Below are 22,296 nucleotides of genomic sequence, written 5' to 3'. Positions count from 1 at the left end.
AGGGGCGTCCTCGACAGAGACCTTCTACGTCGTGAAGCCTGGCGACACGCTGTGGAAGATCGCCGAAGCGCATTACGGCGCCGGCAAGGGCGCCAAATATATGGAGATCTTCGAGGCCAATCGGCCGATGCTGACGGATCCCGACAAAATCCAGCCGGGTCAACGCCTGCGCATCCCGGCCGCACAGACTGGTCCCTCGGCCGGAGGCGACTGGAAGCCTCCAAGCGAAATCGCCAGCAAATAGGCTGACAGTTTCGCTTTTTGGCAGAGCAGATCTCCCGGACCGGCGCCATATGCGCTAGGGCCGAATTAGACCTTCGTCGCGTCGAAGGCGGGGACGGCGTGCGCAAATTCCTTAAACCACGAGACGAGACGCTGGTGGTTCTTTCGCCATGCGCCAGAGAAACGCAAATCAAGATAGCCAAGCGCACAGGCGACCGCGATATGGCCGATGTCGACCGAACCGGTCGGGGGGGCGGCGTCGAGCGCGCCGAGCGCCCGATCGATTTTGCCTTGCTGAAGCGCGATCGCCGCATCGTAGCGTATGGCTTCCGGGCGATTGAACGTTTCATAGCGGATCAATAGAGCGGCGTCGTTGATCCCGTCGCCGAGCGCTTGCAGCCGCAGGGCCGCGAAGCGCGCCGTCGGCTCGGTCGGAATGATCCGCCCGCCGCCGGCGAGATGATCCAGATATTCGGCGATGACGCGACTGTCATAGAGCGCTGAGCCGTCCTCCAAAACCAACGTCGGGATTTTGCCGAGCGGGTTCTGGCGCCGCAGACTGTCGGCGGGATCGGCCGCATCGGCGGGGGCGATTTCGATCCTTTCCGACAAGCCGAGCAATTCGGCGGCGATTCGGATCTTTCGGGCGTAGGGCGAAGCGGGAGAATAACGCAAGATGAGCATGGCCGCTCCTATCATCCGTGCAGGAAACCCACAACGGCGCCGTAGCGCGCCCGTGAACCTTTACGGCTCCGCCAGATGGACTTGATAAGCGCGCATATTGGGCCAGATGTCGAAAGACCGACATGCATGACGGCGCAGCAGTTTGAGTCCTGCTGGCAGGGAGAAGTTAAAATGGAACGACGCACATTCATTACGGCGCTGCTCGCCGGCCTTGGCGCGACTGTCGTCGTGTCGCAAGCGCAGGCGCTTCCTGGGCTGGCGCCGCAAGAAGGGTTGACTCCCGCGCGCCCCGAACTCGGCGTCGCCACGCCCGAAGACATGGAAAACGCAACGATCGAAAAAAGCTGGTGGCGCCGCCGTCGATACTGGCGGCGAGCTCGGCGTCGGTATTGGCGCCGCCGCTGGTGAGCGCGACACTACGCTCCTGAGTTCGAGTTACTCTTCCAAGGCCGGCCAAAGTCGGCTCGGAAAAGTTGATCGGCTCATTCGCCTGCGAGCCACGCAATCTCGCAGCCAGCGCCTTCGGCTTGCGCCATCCGCGCAGCGAGGAAGGCAAGGAGCGTGCGCGCCTCTGCTTCGAACACGAATGGCGGATTGACGACCGCCATTCCGCAGCTGCGCAACCCCTCACCGTCTCCGCCAATGCTCAATGAAAGCTGCAGGATGCGCCGTATGCCGCTTTCCCTCAGCCTGTTGTGGAATTTTCGAATGTCGCGATCGCTCTTTGCGGGATGCCACAGCGCGTAAATTCCAGAATTCCACTTTGCATATGATTTATTGAAGGCGTCAAAAGCAGCCTCGAACTCGTCCTCGCGCTCGAAAGGCGGATCAATCAACGCGATCCCGCGCCGCTCCTTGGGCGGAACATAAGCGCCAAGCCCCAAATAGCCGTCGATATGAATCGCCTTAATGCGCTCGTCGCGTGCGAACCGGCGACGCAGCGCAGCGAAGGCGTCGGGCCGCAGCTCGCAGAAAATCGCGCGGTCCTGCGGGCGCATCAGTTTCTGCGCGATCGACGGCGAACCTGGATAGAGCGCGGGCTTTCCCTCGTGGTCGCGCGGCCCGAGACAATCGATGTAGGGCGCAAGCAGCGCGCGAACTTCGGCGCTCGCGCCGGAGAGATCGGCGAGACGTCCAACGCCGCCGCGCCACTCGAGCGTGCGCGCCGCCTCCTCCGCTGAAAGATCATAGGCGCCCTCTCCTGCGTGCGTCTCGATCACGCGAAATGGCGTTTCCTTGCGTCTCAGATAGGCCAAGAGGCGCACAAGCAGCGCATGTTTAAAGACGTCGGCGAAATTGCCGGCGTGAAACCCGTGGCGATAGTTCATAGGCGCTACAGCGGCGCGGGCGCGCTGATTTCTCGAACGTGGCAACCGCGCTGCGCAACGGCAGGACAGGCGCGAAACTCGCGCAGGTCCTTGGACAGGCAGATGCGCACGCCGTCCATGACGCCCCGCCGGCACGACACGGCCATCATGCCGGGCCGCAGCCGTGGATTGGCTTCATAGAAGGCGCGCTCGACGTCGATCGGCGTAAAGGTCTGGTCGCGGGCAGGTTTGACGAAAAGCGGCGGGATGGCCACGGCGGCGTGGGCGCGCGCCACGTCGGCGAAATAGTCGCTCGGGCTTTTGCCGCTGCAGACTCCATGCTTGCGCCACTCGTAGCGCGCCAGCCGCTCGTCGGGAAACAAGCCTGCCGCTTTTTCGAGCGCGACGCGCGATGGGGAAGGCGCGCCCGGACATCCGTTCGGGACGCCGCTTTCATATTGCGGCCAGAGCCCGTGAACGACGAAGCCAAGTCCCTTTCCCGGCTCGCACTGGTCGCGCGCGCCCTCGACGCTTTCGCAAAATCCTGGAGACCAGCTGAGCGCCAGCACGTAAAAGTCGAAGTCGCGCGCCGCGCCGGACCGCGAGGCTGCGCGAGTGGCGCAATCCTCTCCCGTGCAGTCGCCTTCCTTCGCGACAGCGCCGAAAAATCCGCCCGACGCCAGCACGCCAACAATGAGCGCCCATGCGGCGCAACGAACGAAAACTCTTCTCATTTCAAACGACTCTGCAAAAGGACGCTAAGGCCCTGCGGCTCGACAATTCGGACTGAAGGCATGATTACGGTCGAGCCCGACGACGCACCATGTCACGCCAGGTCCCGCGCCGATGAAGCCCAAGGATTCTCCGATATTATAGACGACCTCGCGCCTCACGCCGTCGTTAAAAAGCCCCAGTGCGCGACAATAGCGACGGGGAATATAGCTCAGGCCGTTGTTGCGGGCGCCGATGTCCTCGACGCCGTCAAAGGCCACAATGACCAGAGGCGAATTCCAGAACCAGGCTTCTCTTGCAGCAAAACCCTTGACGACTTCGTTGAGAATCGTCGGATCGACGCAGTAGGGCGTCAGTCCTGAGTAAGGCAGAATTCGAAATTCCGCCGGCGGGTTTTCCTCGCGCGCCGGCTGGGCGGCCGCCGTGGCCGCAGCAAGCGCGAAAAGCGCCGCCGCAGCGGCTCGCGTCCAAACTTCGCCAGACCTCCGGTTACGGCGCCGCATCTCGCTTCTCCTAAATCCCGCTCGATTGCTGACGATTGACGCCAAAACCGCTCCATGCGTCAAGGCTATGCGGCACACTATTTAGCGAAGAATCGTAACAAGGATGCCAAGACGTTCGGGACGCGCTATAATGGCGTCCATGTCTAGGAGCGTACAGACCCTGCGCCGTGTTATGGCGCTCTTTCTTGGCGCATTGTTGACGAGCGCGACGCCCGGCGCGTCCTTCGCGCAGGACCCCTTTACGGAATTTTTTGGCGGCATCTTTGGCGGCCATCCGCAGCATGGTTGGGCGCCTCGTGGCGAGCCGAGAGTGCGACGGATTATGCCGCACCGCGAGAATCGCGCCCCGACATACTGGCACGGCCAGACGGACAATCCGCGACGCGCGGCGAAGCGTACGGACGGCGCCGCCCCGGACCAGGCTCAGAACACGACCGTCACCCAGCCAACATTCGTTGTCGCGACGATTGGCGACACTCTGGGACTGCTTCTCGCAAACGGCCTGAAAGACGGGTTTTCGGATCGCCCCGACGTCGCCATCCTTCGAAAAGGCCGGGAAAGCAGCGGTCTCGTGCGCGAAGACTTCTACGATTGGCCCAAGGCGGCGAAAGAGATCGCCGCCGACCCGCAGAAAATCAATGTCGCCGTCGTCATGCTCGGCAGCAATGATCGTCAAGCGATCCAGCTGGGTCAAGAATCAATCGAGCCGCTGTCGCCGCGATGGCGCGAAATCTACGCAGCGCGGGTCGATGCGGTGATCGCGGCTTTCAAGGAAAAGAATATTCCGGTCATTTGGGTCGGTCTGCCGGTCATGAAGAACGAGCGGCTGTCCGCCGACATGGCGCAGCTCAATGAAATCTTTAAGGCGCGCGCGGCGCACGCCAATGTTCCCTATGTCGATCTCTGGGACGCGATGACCGACGAACATGGGCAGTACAGCGCTTTCGGGCCGGACATCAACGGCCAGATCGTTAAGCTGCGCTCCGCGGACGGCGTGCACTTCACCGATGCCGGCGCGCGCAGCGTCGCCCATTTCGTCGAAGGCGAGATCAAGAAATATTACGACGCCTCTCGCCAGCAGGCGCCCGTCGCTGGCGCGCCGGCGACTCCCCAGCCTGAGTCGGCGGGCGCGACTGCGCCCCAGCAACCAGTGGCGGCGGCCCCAGCGGACGGTCAGCCGATCGTATTCCGCTCGCCCGTCGGCGGGCCGTCGGCGGCGCCGAGCTTACCCGAACGACCTGCCGTCGGCCCGACGCAGCAACTGACGGGCGCCGGAGCGGCGACAGAGCTCGCCAGGCGAACCCCGGCCGGCAAAGCGGCGGCGGACGCCGGCACGCCCGCGCAGGCGCTCGCGCGGCATGTTTTCGTCGAGGGCGGGGACCAAAATCCGCGCAGCAATCGCGCCGACGACTACAGCTGGCGCCCGGCGGCGAACGCGCCTTCTCAGCCGCGCTAACGATTTGTGCGTTCGCGCACGGAACGCTTTTCGGGGGTTCTGCATTCTCTCTGCACGACAGAGAAATTGTGGAGCCGCCGTCATGTCCCGCCGTGAATTCACCGCCAGCCGCTTTCTGAAGGTCGCCGCCGTCACAGCTTTTGCGGGACTTTCGTCTTCCGCCGTCAGCGCTCAGGAAAACTCCTTCATGGCGCTGTTTGATCCTCGGGCGGGCGCGCAGGAGATGACCGCGTCCTACTATGACGCGCGTGAGCAGCAAGCTTACTATGGCGGCCAGGATCAGCAGGCCAATTACGCTGCGCAGGACCCGCAGGCCTATTACGGGGACCAGGAAGACGCGCGGCTCGCGCGCGAATATCCGACCACGACGCGCGAGATCGTGCAGGACCCGACCAATGAGCGTCCTGGCACCATCACCGTCGACACAAACAACCGCTATCTCTATCTGTCGATGCCGAATGGACAGGCCGTGCGCTACGGCGTCGGCGTCGGCCGCCAGGGCTTCACCTGGAAAGGCCGGACGCACATCGGCCGCAAGGAAGCATGGCCGGATTGGACGCCTCCGGTGGCGATGTTGAAGCGCCGTCCCGATCTGCCGCGCCACATGACTGGCGGCGAGGACAACCCGCTCGGCGCGCGCGCCATGTATCTTTTCTCGGGCAATCGCGACACGATGTTCCGTATCCACGGCTCGAACGAGCCCTGGACGATCGGACAGGCGGTTTCGTCGGGCTGCATCCGCATGCTGAACAATGACGTGACCGATCTGTTCAGCCGCGTGAAGGTGGGCGCCACGGTCGTCGTGCTGTAAGCCGGCTCTCTGTCAAACGAAAGGCCCCGGTTTGCCGGGGCCTTTTCATTTGCGCCCTATTCGAGCGAGCACGTGAACACGAGATTGGTGAGCGCCGAAAAGATCAATTGGATGACGAGCCAAACGCCGATCAGAGACCAGGCGAGCTTGTATTTCCCGCGGCCATAGAAGAAGGCCCCTATGAGCGGGACGATGAGAAGGTAAAACTGCCAGGGCGTGCTGACGAAGGTATCACAATACCAGAGATTTAGCTTTTCACTGACCATTTACTCTCACCTTGGCAGATTGGTTTCGCCCATCAGGAATTCGTCCACTGAGTGGGCGCATTGGCGTCCCTCGCGAATGGCCCAGACGACGAGCGATTGTCCGCGCCGCATGTCTCCGCAGGCGAAGACCTTCTCCCGAGACGCCTGATAGGCGCGCGTGTCCGCTGCGACATTGCCGCGCGAATCGAGATCAACCCCGAGCGTTTCGAGCAGGCCTTCGCGCACCGGCGACACAAAGCCCATCGCAAGAAGCACGAGATCGGCCTTAAGCCTGAAGTCGCTCCCGGGCTCCTCCTGCATTTTCCCGTCGACGCGCACGCAGCGCAGCGCCTTCACCGCGCCTTCCGCGCCTTCGAATTCGCGCGTCAGCACCGAAAATTCGCGCGACGACCCCTCGTCGTGTGAGGAGGACGTGCGCAGCTTCAGCGGCCAGTCGGGCCACGTCTGCAGCTTGTTTTCCTTCTCGGGGGGAAGCGGCATGATTTCGAGCTGGGTGACCGAAAGCGCCCCCTGGCGCACCGAGGTGCCGATGCAGTCCGAGCCGGTGTCGCCGCCGCCGATGACCACGACATGTTTGCCGGTGGCGAGGATCGGCTCGTTGGTCGAGAGCGGCTCGCCCGAGACCCGGCGATTTTGCTGCGGCAGAAAATCCATCGCGAAGTGAACCCCGCGCAATTCGCGGCCCGGGATCGACAGATCGCGCGGCTGTTCGGCGCCGCCAGCGAGGACAACGGCGTCATGGCCCGCGACCAGCGCGTCGGCGGACAGATCGACGCCGACATGAACGCCGCAGTGAAACACCGCCCCTTCCGCCTCCATCTGCTGAACGCGACGGTCGATGAGGTGCTTCTCCATCTTGAAGTCGGGAATGCCGTAGCGCAGCAGGCCGCCAGCCTTTGCTTGCTTCTCGTAGACATGCACGTCATGGCCGGCGCGCGCCAGCTGCTGCGCCGCCGCAAGTCCCGCCGGCCCGGAGCCGACGACGGCGATCTTCTTGCCTGTTTTGCGCTTGGGAGGCTCTGGAACCACCCAGCCCTGCTCGAAGCCGCGATCGATGATCGCGCATTCGATGGTCTTGATGGTGACCGGCTGGTCCTGAAGATTCAGCGTGCACGACGCTTCGCAGGGCGCCGGGCAGACGCGGCCCGTGAACTCCGGGAAGTTGTTGGTGGAATGGAGATTGACGAGCGCGCGCCGCCACTCGCCATGGTAGACGAGGTCATTCCAGTCGGGAATCTGATTATTGACCGGACAGCCGTTGTGGCAAAATGGAATGCCGCAATCCATGCAGCGCGAGGCTTGGCTGCGCGTGGTCTCGTCCGACAACGGAATGACGAATTCGCGATAATGGCGAATGCGGTCGGCCGCCGGCTTATATTTGCGGTCATGCCGGTCAATCTCGAGAAACCCGGTCACCTTACCCATCGTATCGCGCACCTCTCGCGCCGCGCCTCGCGGCCGCAACGGCATTTCTCATTGGCGCGGAAGTCTCGCGCCGAAAGGCGAACTCGCCTACCGCTCCGCGCGCCCTGAGCCGCTGCAATCTTGGATGTTTTCTAAACGCTTTCGAGGGCTCGCCGTCAAGCCGCGAAGCTTCGGCGTTATGAGCCGACCGTCGCCAGCATGCACTATCGCGTGCTGGGGCTCATGCCGCGCGCCGTGGGAGGCATGCGGCGAGACTGATCCTCCTTAACGAGGGTGTGCAGCAATTTCACCTGCCGCTGAGCCTTCGCCTCGTAAAGCGCTTCGTCGGCCACCGCGAGAAGCGCCTCGGCGTCCGCGCCGTGTTCCGGCACCAGAGCGATGCCGACGCTGACTCCGATCGTCGTGCAAGCGCCATCGCCGAGGTCGTAAGGCGCCGATATGGAATTGGTCAGCCGGTGACTCAGCTCCGCCGCCTGCTCGCTCGTCAAACTCCTGGCGAGCACCACGAATTCGTCGCCGCCGATCCGCGCCGCCACGTCGGTCGCGCGTAGAGATTGGCGCAAGCGCTCCGCGACCGATTTGAGCAGCCTGTCTCCGGCGGCGTGTCCATAGGTGTCATTGACCGCTTTGAAGTTGTCGAGATCAAGAAAAAGGACAGCCAAATCGCCGCCCTGCGTCGGCGCGTCATTCAGGTTCGCGTCAACCGCGGCGGCGAGACCGACGCGGTTCGACAGGCCGGTGAGCGCATCATGCTTGGCCCGGTGGTCGTTCAAACGTTCGGCCTGCATCGTCGCAATAAGCATTTTATTCAGGCTGTAGGCGGCGGCGATCATGGCGGCGAGATAGAGGGGAATCTGAAGAAACACGAGATAAAGCAACGGTTCGCCAGAGAGGGCGGCGCCCGGCAGAAACGGGCCGAGGCTCGTCAGGATCATTGCGCCGGCGAGACGCGGCGCGCCAAAATTGCGAAATCCAATGCCGCCGGCCATGGCGGTCCCAGACAGACAAGCGAGCGTCGCGGACACCCAGTCGCCGCCCGCGAGGCTTATGAAGGCGCCGTAACCGACGCCGCTGCTCCAGAAAAGCTGAAGCAGGAGATAGACGTCGGTCGGCGTCTCGCGATGCGCGAGAGCCTCGCGACGCGAGATGCTCAGCACGATCAGACGCACGACTCCGAGCACGATTTCAAAGACGAACCAAGCGACGAAAGGGAGCGTCTGTTCGCGCGCCGCAATCGCTCCCGACACGACAATCGTATTGATGACGCCGCCAAAGAAGACTGGCAGGGTTCCGAACAACCCGCCAATCAACGCCACTTGGATATCGCGAGTTGCGCCATGCCCCGGGTTGACGAGCCAACGCATCGCGGGCCAGCGCGGCAGGCTGTACACTCTGGAGTCGTCTCGCATCAGGCTTCCTGGCCGCCGTCAAGGAAAAACCGCCGAGTTTAAAGCAGGTTAGCCCGACTCCCTCTCTTTAACAATCGCTACTGACAAAGGCAAAGGCTACGTTCAAGCATTCCGCTCATCCGTCGCCCAAGTCACTCGCCGGCAGCCTTCAGCTGTTGCGGCAGTCCTTTACGCGCGTTGAGTTCGTTGAGCGCGCGCCGATACTCGACCGGCATCACCTTGCGGAACTTGCCCACGTAATTTGGCCAATCCGCCAGAATGTCGCGCGCGCGCGTCGAGCCGGTGTAGCGCAGGTGATTTGAGATCAACTGGCGCAGACGCTCGGCGTCGAAGCGCGTCATGTCGCTCATCACGTCGACGCGGCCATGGCCTTCCAGATCGCCGGACTGGTGATAGGTCTCGGTCATGACGGTCTCTTCGTCGCGCACCGGCTCGAGGTCGACCATCGCGAGATTGCAACGCGTCGAGAACGCGTCGTCCTCGTCCAAAACATAGGCGATGCCGCCGGACATGCCGGCCGCGAAGTTGCGGCCGGTCTGGCCAAGAACCACCACGACGCCGCCCGTCATATATTCGCAGCCGTGATCGCCCACGCCCTCGACCACGGCGAGCGCGCCGGAATTTCTCACGGCGAAGCGTTCGCCGGCGACGCCGCGGAAATAGCATTCGCCGGCGATGGCGCCATAGAGAACGGTGTTGCCGACAATGATCGAATTCGAGGGATCAATCTGCCCGGCGTCGCGCGAGGGATAGATGATCAGCTTGCCGCCCGAGAGGCCCTTGCCGACATAGTCGTTGGCTTCGCCTTCCAGACGCAGCGTCACGCCGCGCGCGACAAACGCCCCAAAGCTCTGACCCGCCGTGCCGGTCGCGCGGATATCGATCGTGTCCTCGGGCAGTCCCGCATGGCCGTAGATGCGGGCGACCTCGCCGGAGAGCATCGCGCCCGTGGCGCGATCGACGTTGCGGATCCGCGTTTCAATGGAAACCTTCGCGCCGCGATCGAGCGCCGCGCGCGCCTCGGCGATGAGCTTGTTGTCGAGGACCTTATCCAGGCCGTGATCCTGCGTCTTGCTGTGACGAATCGCGCCGCCTTCTCCCTGCGGCTTGAAGAACAGCTTGGAGAAATCGAGCCCGCGCGCCTTCCAATGCGCAATCGCCTTCTCCTTGTCGAGCATTTGCATCTGCCCGATCATTTCGTCGAAGCTGCGATACCCCATGGAGGCCATGAGTTCGCGCGCCTCTTCGGCGACGAAGAAGAAGAAGTTGATGACATGTTCGGGCAGGCCGACGAAGCGCTTGCGCAGAACGGGATCCTGAGTCGCGACGCCGACCGGGCATGTGTTGAGATGGCACTTGCGCATCATGATGCAGCCCGCCGCAATGAGCGGCGCCGTCGCGAAGCCGAACTCGTCCGCCCCAAGTAGCGCGCCGATCACGACGTCGCGACCGGTGCGCAATCCGCCGTCGACCTGCACGGCGATGCGCGAACGCAGATTGTTCAGCACGAGCGTCTGATGCGTTTCGGCAAGCCCGATTTCCCACGGCGAGCCCGCGTGCTTGATCGACGTCAGCGGCGACGCGCCGGTGCCGCCCTCGAAACCGGAGATCGTCACATGATCGGCGCGGCCCTTGGAGACGCCGGCGGCGACCGTGCCGACGCCGACTTCCGAAACGAGCTTCACCGACACTGCGGCGCGCGGATTGGCGTTCTTTAAGTCGAAGATGAGCTGCGCCAAATCCTCGATCGAATAGATGTCATGATGCGGCGGCGGCGAGATCAGGCCGACGCCGGGCGTCGAGTGGCGCACCTTGGCGATGACGGCGTCGACCTTGTCGCCAGGCAGTTGCCCGCCTTCGCCGGGCTTCGCGCCCTGCGCCATCTTGATCTGAATCATGTCGGCGTTGACGAGATATTCCGTCGTCACGCCGAAGCGGCCGGACGCCACCTGCTTGATGGCGCTGCGCATCGAGTCGCCGTTCGGCAGCGGCTTGAATCGATCCGCCTCTTCGCCGCCCTCGCCGGTGTTGGATCTGCCGCCGATGCGATTCATCGCGATGGCGAGCGTCGTATGCGCTTCGCGCGAGATGGAGCCAAACGACATAGCGCCCGTCGAGAAGCGCTTGACGATCTCGTTTGCCGGCTCGACCTCGTCGAGCGGAATCGGCTTCCGACCGTCCTCCTCGGCGCCTTTGACGCGGAACAGACCGCGCAGATTGAGAAGCTTCTCGTCCTGCTCGTTCAGGAGTTTGGCGAAAGCGCGATATTTGTCTCGCGCATTGCCGCGCACCGCATGCTGCAGCAGCGACACGGTTTGCGGCGTCCAGCTGTGCGCTTCGCCTCTGATGCGGTAGGCGTAATCGCCGCCGACGTCGAGCGCCTCCTTGTAGACGGGCGCGTCGCTGAACGCGAGGCGATGGCGACGCACGGTCTCGCGCGCGATTTCTTCGAGCCCGACGCCTTCGATGCGCGTCGTCGTGCCGGTGAAGAATTCATCGATGAAGCTCTGCGCAAGACCCACAGCGTCGAAGATCTGCGCGCCGCAATACGACTGGTACGTGGAGATGCCCATCTTGGACATCACCTTGAGAATACCCTTGTCGACCGCCTTGATGAAGCGCTTGACGGCGGTCGGACCGTCGACGTCGGAGGGAAACTCCTCCGCGGAGGCGATGAGCGTCTCAAACGCGAGATAAGGGTTGATCGCCTCGGCGCCGTAGCCCGCGAGACAGCAGAAATGATGCACTTCGCGCGCCTCGCCGGTCTCGAGGACGAGGCCGACGGAGGTGCGCAATCCCCTGCGGATCAGGTGATGATGCACCGCCGCGGTCGCGAGCAGCGCCGGGATCGGAATGCGGTCCGGACCGACCATACGGTCCGAGAGGATAATGATGTTGTAGCGGCCGCTGACCGCCTCCTCGGCGCGTTGACATAGCCGCTTGATCGCGGCGTGCATGCCTTCGGCGCCCTTTGAGGCGTCGTAAGTGACGTCGATCGTCTTGGTGTCGAAACTATCCTCGACCGTGCCGATCCAGCGGATCTTTTCGAGATCCTCGCTCGTCAGAATCGGCTGGCGCACTTCAAGGCGCTTCTTGTTCGCCGAACCTTCATGGTCGAGAATGTTGGGGCGCGGACCGATGAAGGACACGAGGCTCATGACCAGCTCTTCGCGGATCGGATCGATCGGCGGATTGGTCACCTGCGCGAAGTTCTGCTTGAAATAGGTGTAGAGCAGCTTCTCCTTGTCGGAGAGCGCCGACACGGGCGTGTCCGTGCCCATGGAGCCTATCGCCTCCTGGCCTGTGACGGCCATCGGGAAAAGCAAAAGATCGAGGTCCTCCTGCGTGTAGCCGAAGGCCTGCTGACGGTCGAGCATCGACACGTCCCATCGCGCGGGACGCGTATCGACGGGCTTCAGATCCTCGAGCTGAATTTGCGTGCGCGCCAGCCACTCCTTGTATGGATGAGAGTTCGACAGCTCCTTCTTGATCTCGTCGTCGGAAACGATGCGTCCCTGCTCCAGATCGACAAGCAGCATCTTGCCGGGCTGGAGACGCCACTTGGTCACGATCTTCTCTTCGGGAATCGGCAACACGCCCATTTCCGAAGCCATGACGACGAGACCGTCGTCGGTGACGAGATAGCGCGCAGGCCGCAGCCCGTTGCGGTCGAGCGTCGCGCCGATCTGGAGCCCGTCGGTGAAGGCCATGGCGGCGGGACCGTCCCACGGCTCCATGAGCGCCGCGTGATGCTCGTAGAAAGCCTTGCGGTCGGCGTCCATCAGCGGATTGCCGGCCCAAGCCTCCGGGATCAGCATCATCACCGCATGCGCGAGCGAATAGCCGCCGCGCACAAGGAATTCGAGCGCATTGTCGAAGCAGGCGGTGTCGGACTGGCCCTCATAGGAGATCGGCCACAGCTTGCTGATCCCCTCGCCAAACAGCGGCGAGGAGACCGACGCCTGGCGCGCCGCCATCCAGTTCAGATTGCCGCGCAGCGTGTTGATTTCGCCATTATGCGCGACAAAGCGATAGGGATGCGCAAGCCGCCAGGAGGGGAAAGTGTTCGTCGCGAAGCGCTGATGCACAAGCGCCAGCGCCGAAATAAAACGCTCGTCCTTGAGATCGAGGAAATATTCGCCGAGCTGCGAGACGAGCACCATGCCCTTGTAGACGATGGTGCGCGAAGAGACCGAGACGGCGTAAAACTCCCGTCCGCCGTTGCCGAGCCGGTAAATTTCGTTCGAGGCCGCCTTGCGCGCTAGATAGATGCGCCGCTCAAAGATGTCGGCGTCAGCGACGTTCGGCCCGCGCCCGATGAAGATTTGCGCGTGATGCGGCTCGACGGCCTTCACCGCCTCGCCGAGATCGCTCGAATCGACGGGTAGATCGCGCCAGCCAAGAACGACGAGCCCCTCTTCTTCGATCGACTTATCGATGATGCCGCGCGCGCGCGCGCGCGTTTCGGGATCGCGCGGCAAGAAAAACTGCCCGATGGCGTAATCGCCGGCGGCGGGAAGCTCTATGCCGAGCTTCGCGCACTCCGCTTTGAAGAACGCATGGGGGATCTGAAGCAGGATGCCGCAGCCGTCCCCGAGCTTGGGATCAGCGCCGACGGCGCCCCGGTGATCGAGATTGAGCAAGATCTGCAAGCCCATCTCGACGATGGCGTGCGACTTCTCGTTGCGCATATTGGCGACGAAGCCCACCCCGCAGGAATCATGCTCCTTGGCGGGGTCATAAAGCCCTTGCGCCTGCGGAAGAGCGGGATCGCGGCCGAGCGGCTGCGGTCCGGCTTCAGCGAAGTGCTCGGCGGGTTTCGTCATTTCGGCGTCTCCTCGACAGGACCGCGCGCCTTTTCCTGCGCCCCTCCCGCCCGCTCATCGAACCATAAAACTGTCGTAGGCGTGACCTAAATCGTCGCAGCCCGACTCTCGCATTCCCGTAACGCAGGTTTCGCAATGATTGCGAATCCTGCGCGTCCTCGTCTCGCGCTCGGGCGCAAGGCAAGAGACGCGCCACTTTGCAGGCCCTCTCATTTACGTTGGCCGCGGCGCGTGTCGAGCGGCGACCATGAAAATGAAACAGAGCTTCCAAGAGCGAGCGCCGCCTTAAGGTCAGCAAGGCTGACATATTTGCGGGCTATGTTAGTGCCAGATTTGCGCTGATATGACAAGCAATCGCTTGGGCTTTCGGCGCTTGCCGGTCCAATGCTCGCCGCAATGTTGTCCGAGCATCCGCGCGCGCCGAGAGGGCTTGAACAGGGAAGAAACAATGCGGTCATTCAAGGGGAAAGCCGTTCTGCCGTTCGTGTTGGCGCTGGCGGCAAGCGCCGCCGTTCCGCAGCACGCCTTCGCGCAGTTTTTCTTTCGGCCATTCGCCAACATCTTCCGCGCTCGAATTCCCGACGCGGGTCCGCCGGCCTTCGCCTCCCGTCCCGCCGTCGCTTCGATCCTCGGGCGCACCGGCTTTCAATTGGTCGGACCGCTCGGTCGCCGAGGCGATCAGATCGTCGCCACCGGCGTCAGTCGCCGCGAGGGCGAGATGCGCTTTATCATCGACCCCTACGAGGGCCGTATTTTGCGCGCGGTGAGACTTGGGCCTCGGCCTATGTATGATCGGGGACCGCGCTACGGGGGCGATTACGGTCCCTCCGGCGGCGATTCTTACGGCGCGCCCCCGTCGACCGGCGGAGTTCCATACCCGCCCCCGGGCGCCGGCGGTCCCGGGGCTGTCGGCCCGGCGGCGGATCGCGGACGCCAGCAGCCCGGCGGCGCAGCTTTGGCGGATAAGTCGTCAAACAGCGCCAGTCAACAGCGCGCTCGGGCGGCTCAGAAAACCGCGGCGCCGAAGAGTTCGCGCGCAATCGCCCCGACCACGACGCCCGAGACGCGCTCCGCCGCGCCGATTGCGACGGTGCCTGCTGCAGCCCTCCCTGCCCCGTCCGCGGCTACGCCGATCGAGCCAAAGACCGCGCCGGCCGCCGCCCAGTCGCAGGAGCCCAAGCCTGACGCTCAGAGCGCCAGGACGCCGTCCGCACAGGGAATTGAGACGCCGCCTGCGCCGGGCACGGAGCAGAAGGGCGCCGATGCAACGGCTACGCCTCCGGCGGCGACCGCCAATAGCGGCGGCGAAAAGCCCACGACTTCGGCTCCGCCAGAGCCAAAGTCCGGCGAAGCCAGCGTCCCTGCGCCGGCGCAAGCGGCCCAGGGGCCGCAGCCAAACGCCGAAAGCTCAGATAAGCCGGCGCCAGCCTCTGCTGACAAGGCGCCGGACTCCGGCGCTGTTCCTTCGGCGCAGGCCGCCAAGGAAACGCCCGCCGACAAGCCGGCGGCGGATTCGGCGTCTGGGGAGCCGAAAGCAGATCCCGCCAGCGCGCCGCAAACGCAAGCGACGCAGCAGGCGCCGCAAAGCCCTGAGAGCGCTCCGACGCCGCCGGCGCCGGTCTCGGCTGAACATGCGCCAAGCGCCGCGCCTCCAACGGAGCAGATCGCCGAAAAGTCAGCCCCGTCGCCTGGCGCGTCCACCCCTGCGAAGCGCGCAGCGGCCGCCCGCGCCGCCGGAGGCTCTTCGCGCCGGGCGATCGTTCCGCCGTCAGGTTCGAGCGGCACGACTGTCGTGACCCCGACGGCGTCCACGCCGGCGGCTTCCGTCCCTAAAGGTTCAGCGACGGCGAAGACGCCCGACAGCGCGGCAAAGCCAAAGACCGGCGGATAGAAAAGAGGCGCCCGAAAGGGCGCCTCTGGCAGTTCTTTCGGAACTTTCGCCGTTACGCAGCCTTTGACTCGACGATCGTCGCGGACGGCGTCGTCACGCCGATGTCGATGCGGCGTGGCTTCTGCGCCTCCGGAATCTCGCGCACGAGATCGACGTGCAGCAAGCCGTTGACGAGGCTGGCGCCAGTTACGACCACATGGTCGGCAAGCTGGAAGCGACGCTCAAAGGCCCGCGCGGCGATGCCCTGATGCAGGACCTCGCGACCTTCCGCAGGCTGCGCCGGCTCTTTCGAGCCTTTGATGGCCAAGGTGTTTTCCTTGGTCTCGACGGACAGTTCCTCGCGCGAGAAGCCCGCGACCGCGAGGGTCACGCGATAGGCGTTCTCGCCCGTGCGCTCGATATTGTAAGGCGGGTAGCTTTGAGACGTCTCGAAACCGCTGGCCTGATCGAGCAGGTTGAACAGACGGTCGAAGCCGACGGTCTGGCGGTACAGCGGAGAGAGATCGAACTGACGCATGACATATCCTCCAGTTGAGCGACATGCGGCGCGCTAGCGTTATCGCGCCGCGCCTCTTAGCGCGTCCGTTACGGCCCGCGCTGGCAACGATTTAAGAAGCGCTGCGGCGTCGTTCAAGAGGCGCCGGCGACGCGGCGATTAGCGTCTCCGTCGGCAGCCGGTGGCGCTCCGGCGCGCGGAAGGGGGATTCCAGAGCAAGCACGAGCTTGACCAGATCCGCCTGGCGGGTCGCGCCGGTCTTCTGGAAAATGCTTTTCAGATAACCTTTGACGGTTCCCTCGCTCAGACCAAGCGCGCGCGCGGTCGCCGGGACGCCGCCCACTTCGGCGATGGCGAGCAGCACCGAACTCTCGCGGGCGGTGAGGCCGAACACGCCCGCGGCGACTGCTCCACCCTCGCTGGAATTGAGCGCGAGCCTGCGCAAAAACAGCGCCGACAATCCCTTGGACAGCGGCAGCACATGCATCACGCAGCAGCGTGACTCCCCGCGTTTCACCATGATCGCGAAGGCTTCCGCATCAGCGCCGCCGATCTGGGCGAGCGCATGCTCCAAAGCCTCCTTCGCGTGCGGATCGCGCACCGTCAGCGTATTGCCAAAGATCGCCAGCGCGTCGCCTTCGCCGAGCATCTCGTCGGCGCTGCGATTCCTATGGACGACGCGCATCCTGCAGTCGACGACGAGCACCGGCGACGTCAGCTCCGCGAACAATTCGACGAGAGCCGATGTGTCAGACGCCGGCTTGTGGCTGGCGATGGCCGTCGCGAGATGCGGCAGAAGCGCGTCAAGCCGCCTCTTCGCCTCGATGTCGGCGAGACCTGCGGCCTCATCGCGAAAGGCGACGAATAGGCAGACGCCCGTCTCGGATCGGTGAATGACTCCCCCGATCATATCGGCCAGGCCGAAGGGCGCCATCCAGCGCTGGTAGGCGCCGCTTTGATGAAGCTCTTCCAGAGAGACGAAGTCTTCCGACGAGAACGCCCGACCGACGCCAATCTCGGCCAGGACGCGCGCCTTGACCGGATCGAGTTTGCGATGATTGCGCAGATATTCGACGATCCACGCTTTCTCGGCGCGTGTCGAATGCTTGAGCTCCAAAAGCGCCGAACAACGGTCTTCGAACAGCAACGCTGCAAAGCGCGCATCCAGCAAGCGCGCAATCTCGTCGAGCGTATCGGGCCAGTGCTGCGCTTCCGCGCCCGCGGCTTTGATCGCCACGATGACGCGCGCATCCGCATCTTTCGTCAAGGTCATGGTCATGTCTTCACCCGGTGCGACCTCTCGCCACACCTTCGCAAAGCCGGTCTTCGCGATGGCGCTTGCCGCGCAGCGAACGTCACACTGCCCTGGAGCCCTAGAAGAACCTGGAGAAACACCAGGGCGTCAATCCATCGCACCTTAGCTTCTGTGTTGCGCATCTGCAACAAGGACAAGAATTTACGCGATTGCCGAGCGGCGCCCTCCCGATCGGGGGGAAACGGAAGAAAACGTAGCGGCTAAGTTGCACGAAATGAATCGGCGTCGCGGCATGTCACCTCCAGCTTCAACGAAGACAGCAAAGACGAACGCAAGGCGGAAAGGCCTGCGCGCCTTTCTTGCTGCGACGCTTTTCGTCGTTTCGGCATTGCTGCAGGCGACGATCGCGCCTCATTCGGCCCTGTCGGCGACGCCAGAGTTCTGCGTCACAAGTCACGCCGCTGCGGACGAGACGGCGCCGAACGGCGCGCCAACGCACGGCTGGCACGCGCACTGCGGCGCCTGCCCGATCGGAACTCCGCCGATCATTTCCGAAAGGCCGCCGATCGCACGGCTCGAACAGCCGCCGACCGCCCTGGTCTTTTTCGACTCCTGGCCTTTCGAACCGCGCGAACGACGCCGTCCCGGCGAAACGCGCTCGCGCGCGCCTCCCGCGCTCTCCTGACGAAACAAAACACGCACCGTTTCAACCGCCGTTCGCCGGCGGATCAGGAGAACTCATCCAATGTACCGTCCCGCCCTACTGCGCGGCGCAAGCGCTTGCGCGTTGATCCTGGCCTCGCTTGCGACCGCCAAGGCCCAAGTCTCTCTTCCGCAGATCGTCGTCGGCGCCGCGCAGGGGACGCCAACGCCGCCGCCGCTGGATAAGGCCAACGAGACGGTCGTCACACAAAAAGAAATCGTGGAGGAAAAACCTCCCGAAACGGATACGGCGAAGCTTCTCGAGCATCAGCCGGGCGTGAGCGTTCAAACCGGCGGCGGCGTTTCCGGCCTCCCGGCGATCCGTGGCCTCGCCGACGATCGCCTGAAGATTGTCGTCGGCGGCGTGCAGGCCACGTCCTCCTGCGCCAATCACATGAATTCGCCGTTGAGCTACACCGATCCGAACACGATCGGCCGCGTTGAAGTCGTGACCGCGGTCTCGTCAGTCAGCAAAGGCGGCGATTCGATCGGCGGCTCTATTCTGGTCACTCCGAAATCGCCGGTCTTTGCAACGCCCGTCGTCGCGCCGGCGGTCGTCGGTCCGGGCGGCGCGCCGGTGTCGCCGATTCTTGCCGCGAGTCCCTACCCGCCTGTTCCCTATCTGCCGCTGCCAGTTCCCGGGACGCTGCGATTTGGCCCGAACAACGAAGTGCTGGCGACGGGAACAGTTTCCGCGTTCTTCCGAGGCAACAACAACGGCGTCGGCGTTTCAGCAAACATCAACATGGCCAACGACCATTGGAGCCTGCTCTACAACGGGTCATGGCAACGGGCGACCGACTATCACGCCGGCGGCAATGGCGACAAAGTTCTCTCGACGAACTTCATGTCGGAAAATCACGCGGTCACGCTCGGCTACCAGAACGAGGGGCATCTGTTCACCTTCCGTGGCGCCTATCAGAATATTCCCTATCAGGGCTTTCCGAACCAGCGCATGGACATGACGCGCAATCGCTCCTATTCGCTGGACGCCCTCTACAAGGGCGCCTTCGAATGGGGCACGCTGGAAGCGCGCGCGTACTGGCATCAGGTCTTCCACAAAATGGGATTCCTGGAGGACAGATTCTGGCTCAATCACCCGATGATCGCGCTCGGCCGTGACTTCGGCTATTCGGTCAAAGCGGAAATTCCATACAGCGATCAGGATCTTTTCCGCATCGGCAATGAGTTCCACGGCTACCGACTGCAGGACTACTGGCCTTCCGATCTCACCGGCTTGGCACAGGGTTTCGCCACGCCGCCCGGCAGTCTGAGCCGACCTTTCGCGAATGTGAACATCAATGGCGGCCAGCGCAATCGGTTTGGCACCTATGTCGAATGGGAGCGCCGCTGGACGCCTCAGTGGTCCAGCCTGATCGGCGTGCGTAACGACATCGTCTGGATGGACACTGGTCCTGGTCAGAGCTACACGCCGTTTATCTTCCCCAACTCACCCCTGCTCGCGCGCGCGAATAATTTGGCGGTCAATATCTTCAACGCGCAAAATCGCGCGCGCACCGACATCAATTTCGACATGACCGCTCTGGCGCGCTATGAGCCGGATCCTGGCAGCCTTTACGAGTTCGGCTATTCGCGCAAGACGCGCTCGCCCAATCTCTATGAACGCTATACTTGGCCGGTCGCCGGCCCGTTCACGGCGATGTTCAACTGGTTCGGCGACGGCAACGGCTATACCGGCAACCTCAATCTGAAGCCGGAAGTGGCGCACAATGTCGCGTTCACCGGCGCTTGGCGCGACATGTCCGGCGCAAACAACTGGGAAGCGCGGATTTCGCCCTTCTACACCTATGTCGAGAACTATATCGACGGCGCGAGAACCGGCGGGACCTTCAACACGTTTCCGGTGGCGAATTCCTATATTTTCCAGATCATGCAGTTCCGCAATTTCAATGCGGAGCTCTATGGCGTCGACGGCTCGGGCAGAGTGAAGCTGCATGAATCGCCCGAATACGGCAGGCTGCAGGCGGTCGGCGTCGTCAGTTTCGTCTATGGACGAAATCTCGACATCGGCAATCCGCAGTATTGTCCCCCGGGCAACGGCTTGTGCTCCGTCGCGTCGTTCCTGGTCAAGAAGGGCGACGGTCTGTGGAACCTGATGCCGGCCAATGCGCGCATTGCGCTCGAGCACCAGATCGGCGGATTGAGCATGGCCGCTGAAACGCAACTCGTCGCGCCCAAGGATCACGTGTCGGCGAACAAGGGCGAATTCACGACCCCGGCATATGCGCTGCTCAATCTCCGCGCCGCCTATGACTGGAGCAATATGCGCATCGACCTTGGCGTCGACAATGTCACCGATGCGCTCTACTCGCTGCCGCTTGGCGGGTTCGACTTGACGAACTATTCGCGCAACGCGTTCCTCTTCGGACGCAATGCGGGTCTTGCGAGCGTGCGTCAGGTGCCCGGCATGGGTCGGAACTTTTATGCCGGGCTGACCGTGAGGTTCTGACCGCGACGCTCTATTTTCAAAGGCGGCGCGCCATTGCGCCGCCTTTCCTCTGGATGCTTATGATGCGGCGAACTCTTCTTCGGTCCACGAGATACATCGAAGGGGACGACAAGGTCATCCGTATCCACGGCTCAAAGGCCAGTCGGGCGGTCATCGCCGGAGAACAAATCGGCAAGGGTGTTCGCGGTTTTTTAGGCAAGTGGCGCGCCCGAAGGGATTCGAACCCCTGACCTCTGCCTTCGGAGTTATTTAACCTGCCTCTCGCTGCGGTATCCGGCGATACGAAAAGCTCCTCTAACATACTACGACTGCTAGTTTTTCTTGAATTAGACCATCGCCGAGAGCACGCTGCACCAACCGAGATTTTCCTTCGGCCCGCTTCCGTGGTGCTTCCGCGAACGCAGGGTAGGAATCATTCCGGAAGCGCTTTATGGCCAAGCTGACCAAGAGAGTCGTCGACGCTGCGGTTAGTCGCGACAGGGATTATTTCATCTGGGACGACGAGCTTCCAGGTTTCGGCCTGCGCATGTTCACCTCGGGCAAGCGGAGTTACCTTCTCCAGTATCGTGCCGGTGGCCGAACGCGTCGCTACACTATCGGCCTGCACGGGGTATGGACACCGGAAGCGGCCCGCCAGGAAGCCAAGATTCAACTCGGCCACATCGCCAAAGGCGGCAACCCTGCGGAAGAGCGGCAGCTCGATCACAAGGCGATCACGGTCAAGGAGCTTTGCGCGTTGTATTTGCGCGATCTGGAAGCCGGATTGATCCTCGGCAAAGGCGGTCGCCCGAAGAAGCCGACTACGATCGGCACCGACACTGGCCGTATTCACCGACACATCATCCCGCTCATCGGCACCCGGCGCGTCAAGGACCTCACAAAGGCCGACATCAACAAGGTTCTAAAGGACATCATGGCGGGGCTGACGCGCGCTTCCGTCAAGACGAAGAAACTACGGGGCAAGGCGATCGTGCGGGGCGGCCCCGGCACTGCGACACGCACCGTCGGGCTGCTGGGCGGCATTCTCACCTATGCTGTCGAATCCGGGATCATCGAGCGCAATCCAGCCCATGGCGTTCGAAAGCCGAAGGACAATGTGCGAACCCGCCGCCTCACGGAAGCCGAATATCGCATCCTTGGAGAAATGCTTCGGAACGCGTCCCGGAACGACAAATATGTAATCGCGGTCGAGATCATTCGTCTGATCGCCCTGACCGGCTGCCGCCGAAGTGAGATCGTCGGTCTCAAATGGAGCGAAGCCCATATCGATGGAAGCTGCCTGCGACTTACCGACAGCAAGGAGGGCGACTCGATACGTCCCATCGGGCTCCCTGTGATTGAGACTCTAGAAGCGCACAGGAACAGCCACGCAGAAACCTATGTGTTTCCCGGATCAGGCGACGACAACGCCTTCGGCAGCTTCCCGAACCATTGGAAGCAGATTTTTCGGAAATCGCCGCTCGCAGATGTGACTCCGCACGCCCTGCGGCACAGCTTCGCCAGCATCGCTAACGATCTCGGGTTCACCGAGGTCACGATCGCGGCGCTGGTTGGCCATTCGAGAGGCACGGTTACAAGCAAATACATCCATCCGCTCGACACAGCCCTGATCATGGCCGCGGACGCGATTGCCGGCTACATCCAGGGCCTGCTGGACGGCAAGGAGTTCAAGCAGACTGCCTATTCGCTCGATCGGGCTTCCAGGAAGGTTGCTCTAAACCGATTCTTAGAAAAAGCCGCTGACGAGCGACCGCGCACGGAAGACGATATGGCGGCATAGACTAAGCATTGTGGACAAAGCGCTTCCAAATCACGTCCTCTGCAGATCATGCCTGACGACC

At 63.0% G+C, this 22,296-nt stretch carries 17 protein-coding genes and 1 pseudogene; 8 read left to right on the top strand and 10 right to left on the bottom strand.

What is annotated here, in order from left to right; genetic code table 11:
• Positions 1-22 precede the first annotated feature (22 nt).
• Positions 23-244, top strand: a pseudogene (locus IYY11_RS22950) (LysM peptidoglycan-binding domain-containing protein); the annotation flags it as partial.
• Positions 245-309: 65 nt separating this feature from the next.
• Here the strand turns inward: IYY11_RS22950 and IYY11_RS07475 are convergent.
• Positions 310-906, bottom strand: a complete 597-nt coding sequence (locus IYY11_RS07475) for a glutathione S-transferase N-terminal domain-containing protein (RefSeq protein WP_196403282.1) — start codon at positions 904-906, stop codon at positions 310-312.
• A 171-nt stretch (positions 907-1,077) separates the two neighbouring features.
• Between IYY11_RS07475 and IYY11_RS07470 the strand changes: the two genes are divergently transcribed.
• Complete coding sequence (locus tag IYY11_RS07470) at positions 1,078-1,314, top strand: hypothetical protein (protein ID WP_196403281.1); 237 nt, start codon at positions 1,078-1,080, stop codon at positions 1,312-1,314.
• A gap of 74 nt (positions 1,315-1,388) precedes the next feature.
• Here the strand turns inward: IYY11_RS07470 and IYY11_RS07465 are convergent, their stop codons facing one another.
• From IYY11_RS07465 to IYY11_RS07455, 3 genes are read right to left on the bottom strand one after another with little or no spacing between them, the layout of a single operon-like run.
• Entirely contained in the window at positions 1,389-2,234 is an 846-nt protein-coding gene (locus tag IYY11_RS07465) for a 23S rRNA (adenine(2030)-N(6))-methyltransferase RlmJ (protein ID WP_196403280.1), read from the bottom strand.
• 5 nt (positions 2,235-2,239) lie between these two features.
• Positions 2,240-2,947, bottom strand: a complete 708-nt coding sequence (locus IYY11_RS07460) for a ribonuclease T2 family protein (protein WP_196403279.1) — start codon at positions 2,945-2,947, stop codon at positions 2,240-2,242.
• Positions 2,948-2,971: 24 nt separating this feature from the next.
• Positions 2,972-3,448: a hypothetical protein gene (locus IYY11_RS07455; RefSeq protein WP_196403278.1), complete on the bottom strand. Its 477-nt coding sequence runs from the start codon at positions 3,446-3,448 to the stop codon at positions 2,972-2,974.
• Between the two features lie 139 nt (positions 3,449-3,587).
• On the opposite strand from IYY11_RS07455, the gene IYY11_RS07450 reads away from it, so the two are divergent.
• The gene (locus tag IYY11_RS07450) at positions 3,588-4,904 is read left to right on the top strand and encodes an SGNH family hydrolase (protein WP_196403277.1); all 1,317 of its coding nucleotides are present in this window, start codon (positions 3,588-3,590) and stop codon (positions 4,902-4,904) included.
• Positions 4,905-4,986: 82 nt separating this feature from the next.
• Positions 4,987-5,715 (top strand): L,D-transpeptidase, encoded by a 729-nt coding sequence (locus tag IYY11_RS07445; RefSeq protein ID WP_196403276.1) that lies wholly within the window; start codon positions 4,987-4,989, stop codon positions 5,713-5,715.
• A gap of 56 nt (positions 5,716-5,771) precedes the next feature.
• Here the strand turns inward: IYY11_RS07445 and IYY11_RS07440 are convergent, their stop codons facing one another.
• The 4 genes from IYY11_RS07440 to gltB form a co-directional block, all read right to left on the bottom strand.
• Positions 5,772-5,981 carry a hypothetical protein gene (locus IYY11_RS07440; RefSeq protein ID WP_196403275.1) on the bottom strand — a complete coding sequence of 70 codons (210 nt, stop codon included), beginning with the start codon at positions 5,979-5,981 and terminating at the stop codon, positions 5,772-5,774.
• Between the two features lie 6 nt (positions 5,982-5,987).
• On the bottom strand, positions 5,988-7,406 hold the full coding sequence (locus IYY11_RS07435; RefSeq protein ID WP_196403368.1) for a glutamate synthase subunit beta: 1,419 nt from the start codon (positions 7,404-7,406) through the stop codon (positions 5,988-5,990).
• Between the two features lie 203 nt (positions 7,407-7,609).
• The gene (locus IYY11_RS07430) at positions 7,610-8,815 is read right to left on the bottom strand and encodes a GGDEF domain-containing protein (protein WP_196403274.1); all 1,206 of its coding nucleotides are present in this window, start codon (positions 8,813-8,815) and stop codon (positions 7,610-7,612) included.
• 131 nt (positions 8,816-8,946) lie between these two features.
• Positions 8,947-13,641, bottom strand: a complete 4,695-nt coding sequence (gene gltB, locus IYY11_RS07425; protein ID WP_196403273.1) for a glutamate synthase large subunit — start codon at positions 13,639-13,641, stop codon at positions 8,947-8,949.
• A 448-nt stretch (positions 13,642-14,089) separates the two neighbouring features.
• On the opposite strand from gltB, the gene IYY11_RS07420 reads away from it, so the two are divergent.
• Positions 14,090-15,532, top strand: coding sequence for a hypothetical protein (locus IYY11_RS07420; protein ID WP_196403272.1), 1,443 nt, complete (start codon positions 14,090-14,092; stop codon positions 15,530-15,532).
• A gap of 52 nt (positions 15,533-15,584) precedes the next feature.
• Here IYY11_RS07420 and IYY11_RS07415 read toward each other — a convergent pair whose 3' ends face one another.
• Together IYY11_RS07415 and IYY11_RS07410 are read right to left on the bottom strand one after the other, a co-directional pair.
• The gene (locus IYY11_RS07415) at positions 15,585-16,049 is read right to left on the bottom strand and encodes an Hsp20 family protein (RefSeq protein WP_018408616.1); all 465 of its coding nucleotides are present in this window, start codon (positions 16,047-16,049) and stop codon (positions 15,585-15,587) included.
• A 91-nt stretch (positions 16,050-16,140) separates the two neighbouring features.
• Positions 16,141-17,301 (bottom strand): helix-turn-helix transcriptional regulator, encoded by a 1,161-nt coding sequence (locus tag IYY11_RS07410; protein WP_196403271.1) that lies wholly within the window; start codon positions 17,299-17,301, stop codon positions 16,141-16,143.
• Positions 17,302-17,575: 274 nt separating this feature from the next.
• On the opposite strand from IYY11_RS07410, the gene IYY11_RS07405 reads away from it, so the two are divergent.
• The 3 genes from IYY11_RS07405 to IYY11_RS07395 all read left to right on the top strand — a co-directional run bounded on the left by IYY11_RS07405 (position 17,576) and on the right by IYY11_RS07395 (position 22,235).
• Entirely contained in the window at positions 17,576-17,968 is a 393-nt protein-coding gene (locus IYY11_RS07405) for a DUF2946 family protein (RefSeq protein WP_196403270.1), read from the top strand.
• Between the two features lie 60 nt (positions 17,969-18,028).
• Positions 18,029-20,455 carry a TonB-dependent receptor gene (locus IYY11_RS07400; RefSeq protein WP_196403269.1) on the top strand — a complete coding sequence of 809 codons (2,427 nt, stop codon included), beginning with the start codon at positions 18,029-18,031 and terminating at the stop codon, positions 20,453-20,455.
• Positions 20,456-20,885: 430 nt separating this feature from the next.
• Complete coding sequence (locus IYY11_RS07395; RefSeq protein WP_196403268.1) at positions 20,886-22,235, top strand: tyrosine-type recombinase/integrase; 1,350 nt, start codon at positions 20,886-20,888, stop codon at positions 22,233-22,235.
• The last annotated feature ends 61 nt before the right edge of the window (positions 22,236-22,296 follow it).

Origin of the sequence: Methylocystis sp. H62 (genome assembly GCF_015709515.1) — a bacterium.
GTDB lineage: Bacteria > Pseudomonadota > Alphaproteobacteria > Rhizobiales > Beijerinckiaceae > Methylocystis.
Note: the sequence above shows the minus strand (reverse complement) of the source record. Positions and strands in the feature narration are given on the sequence as shown.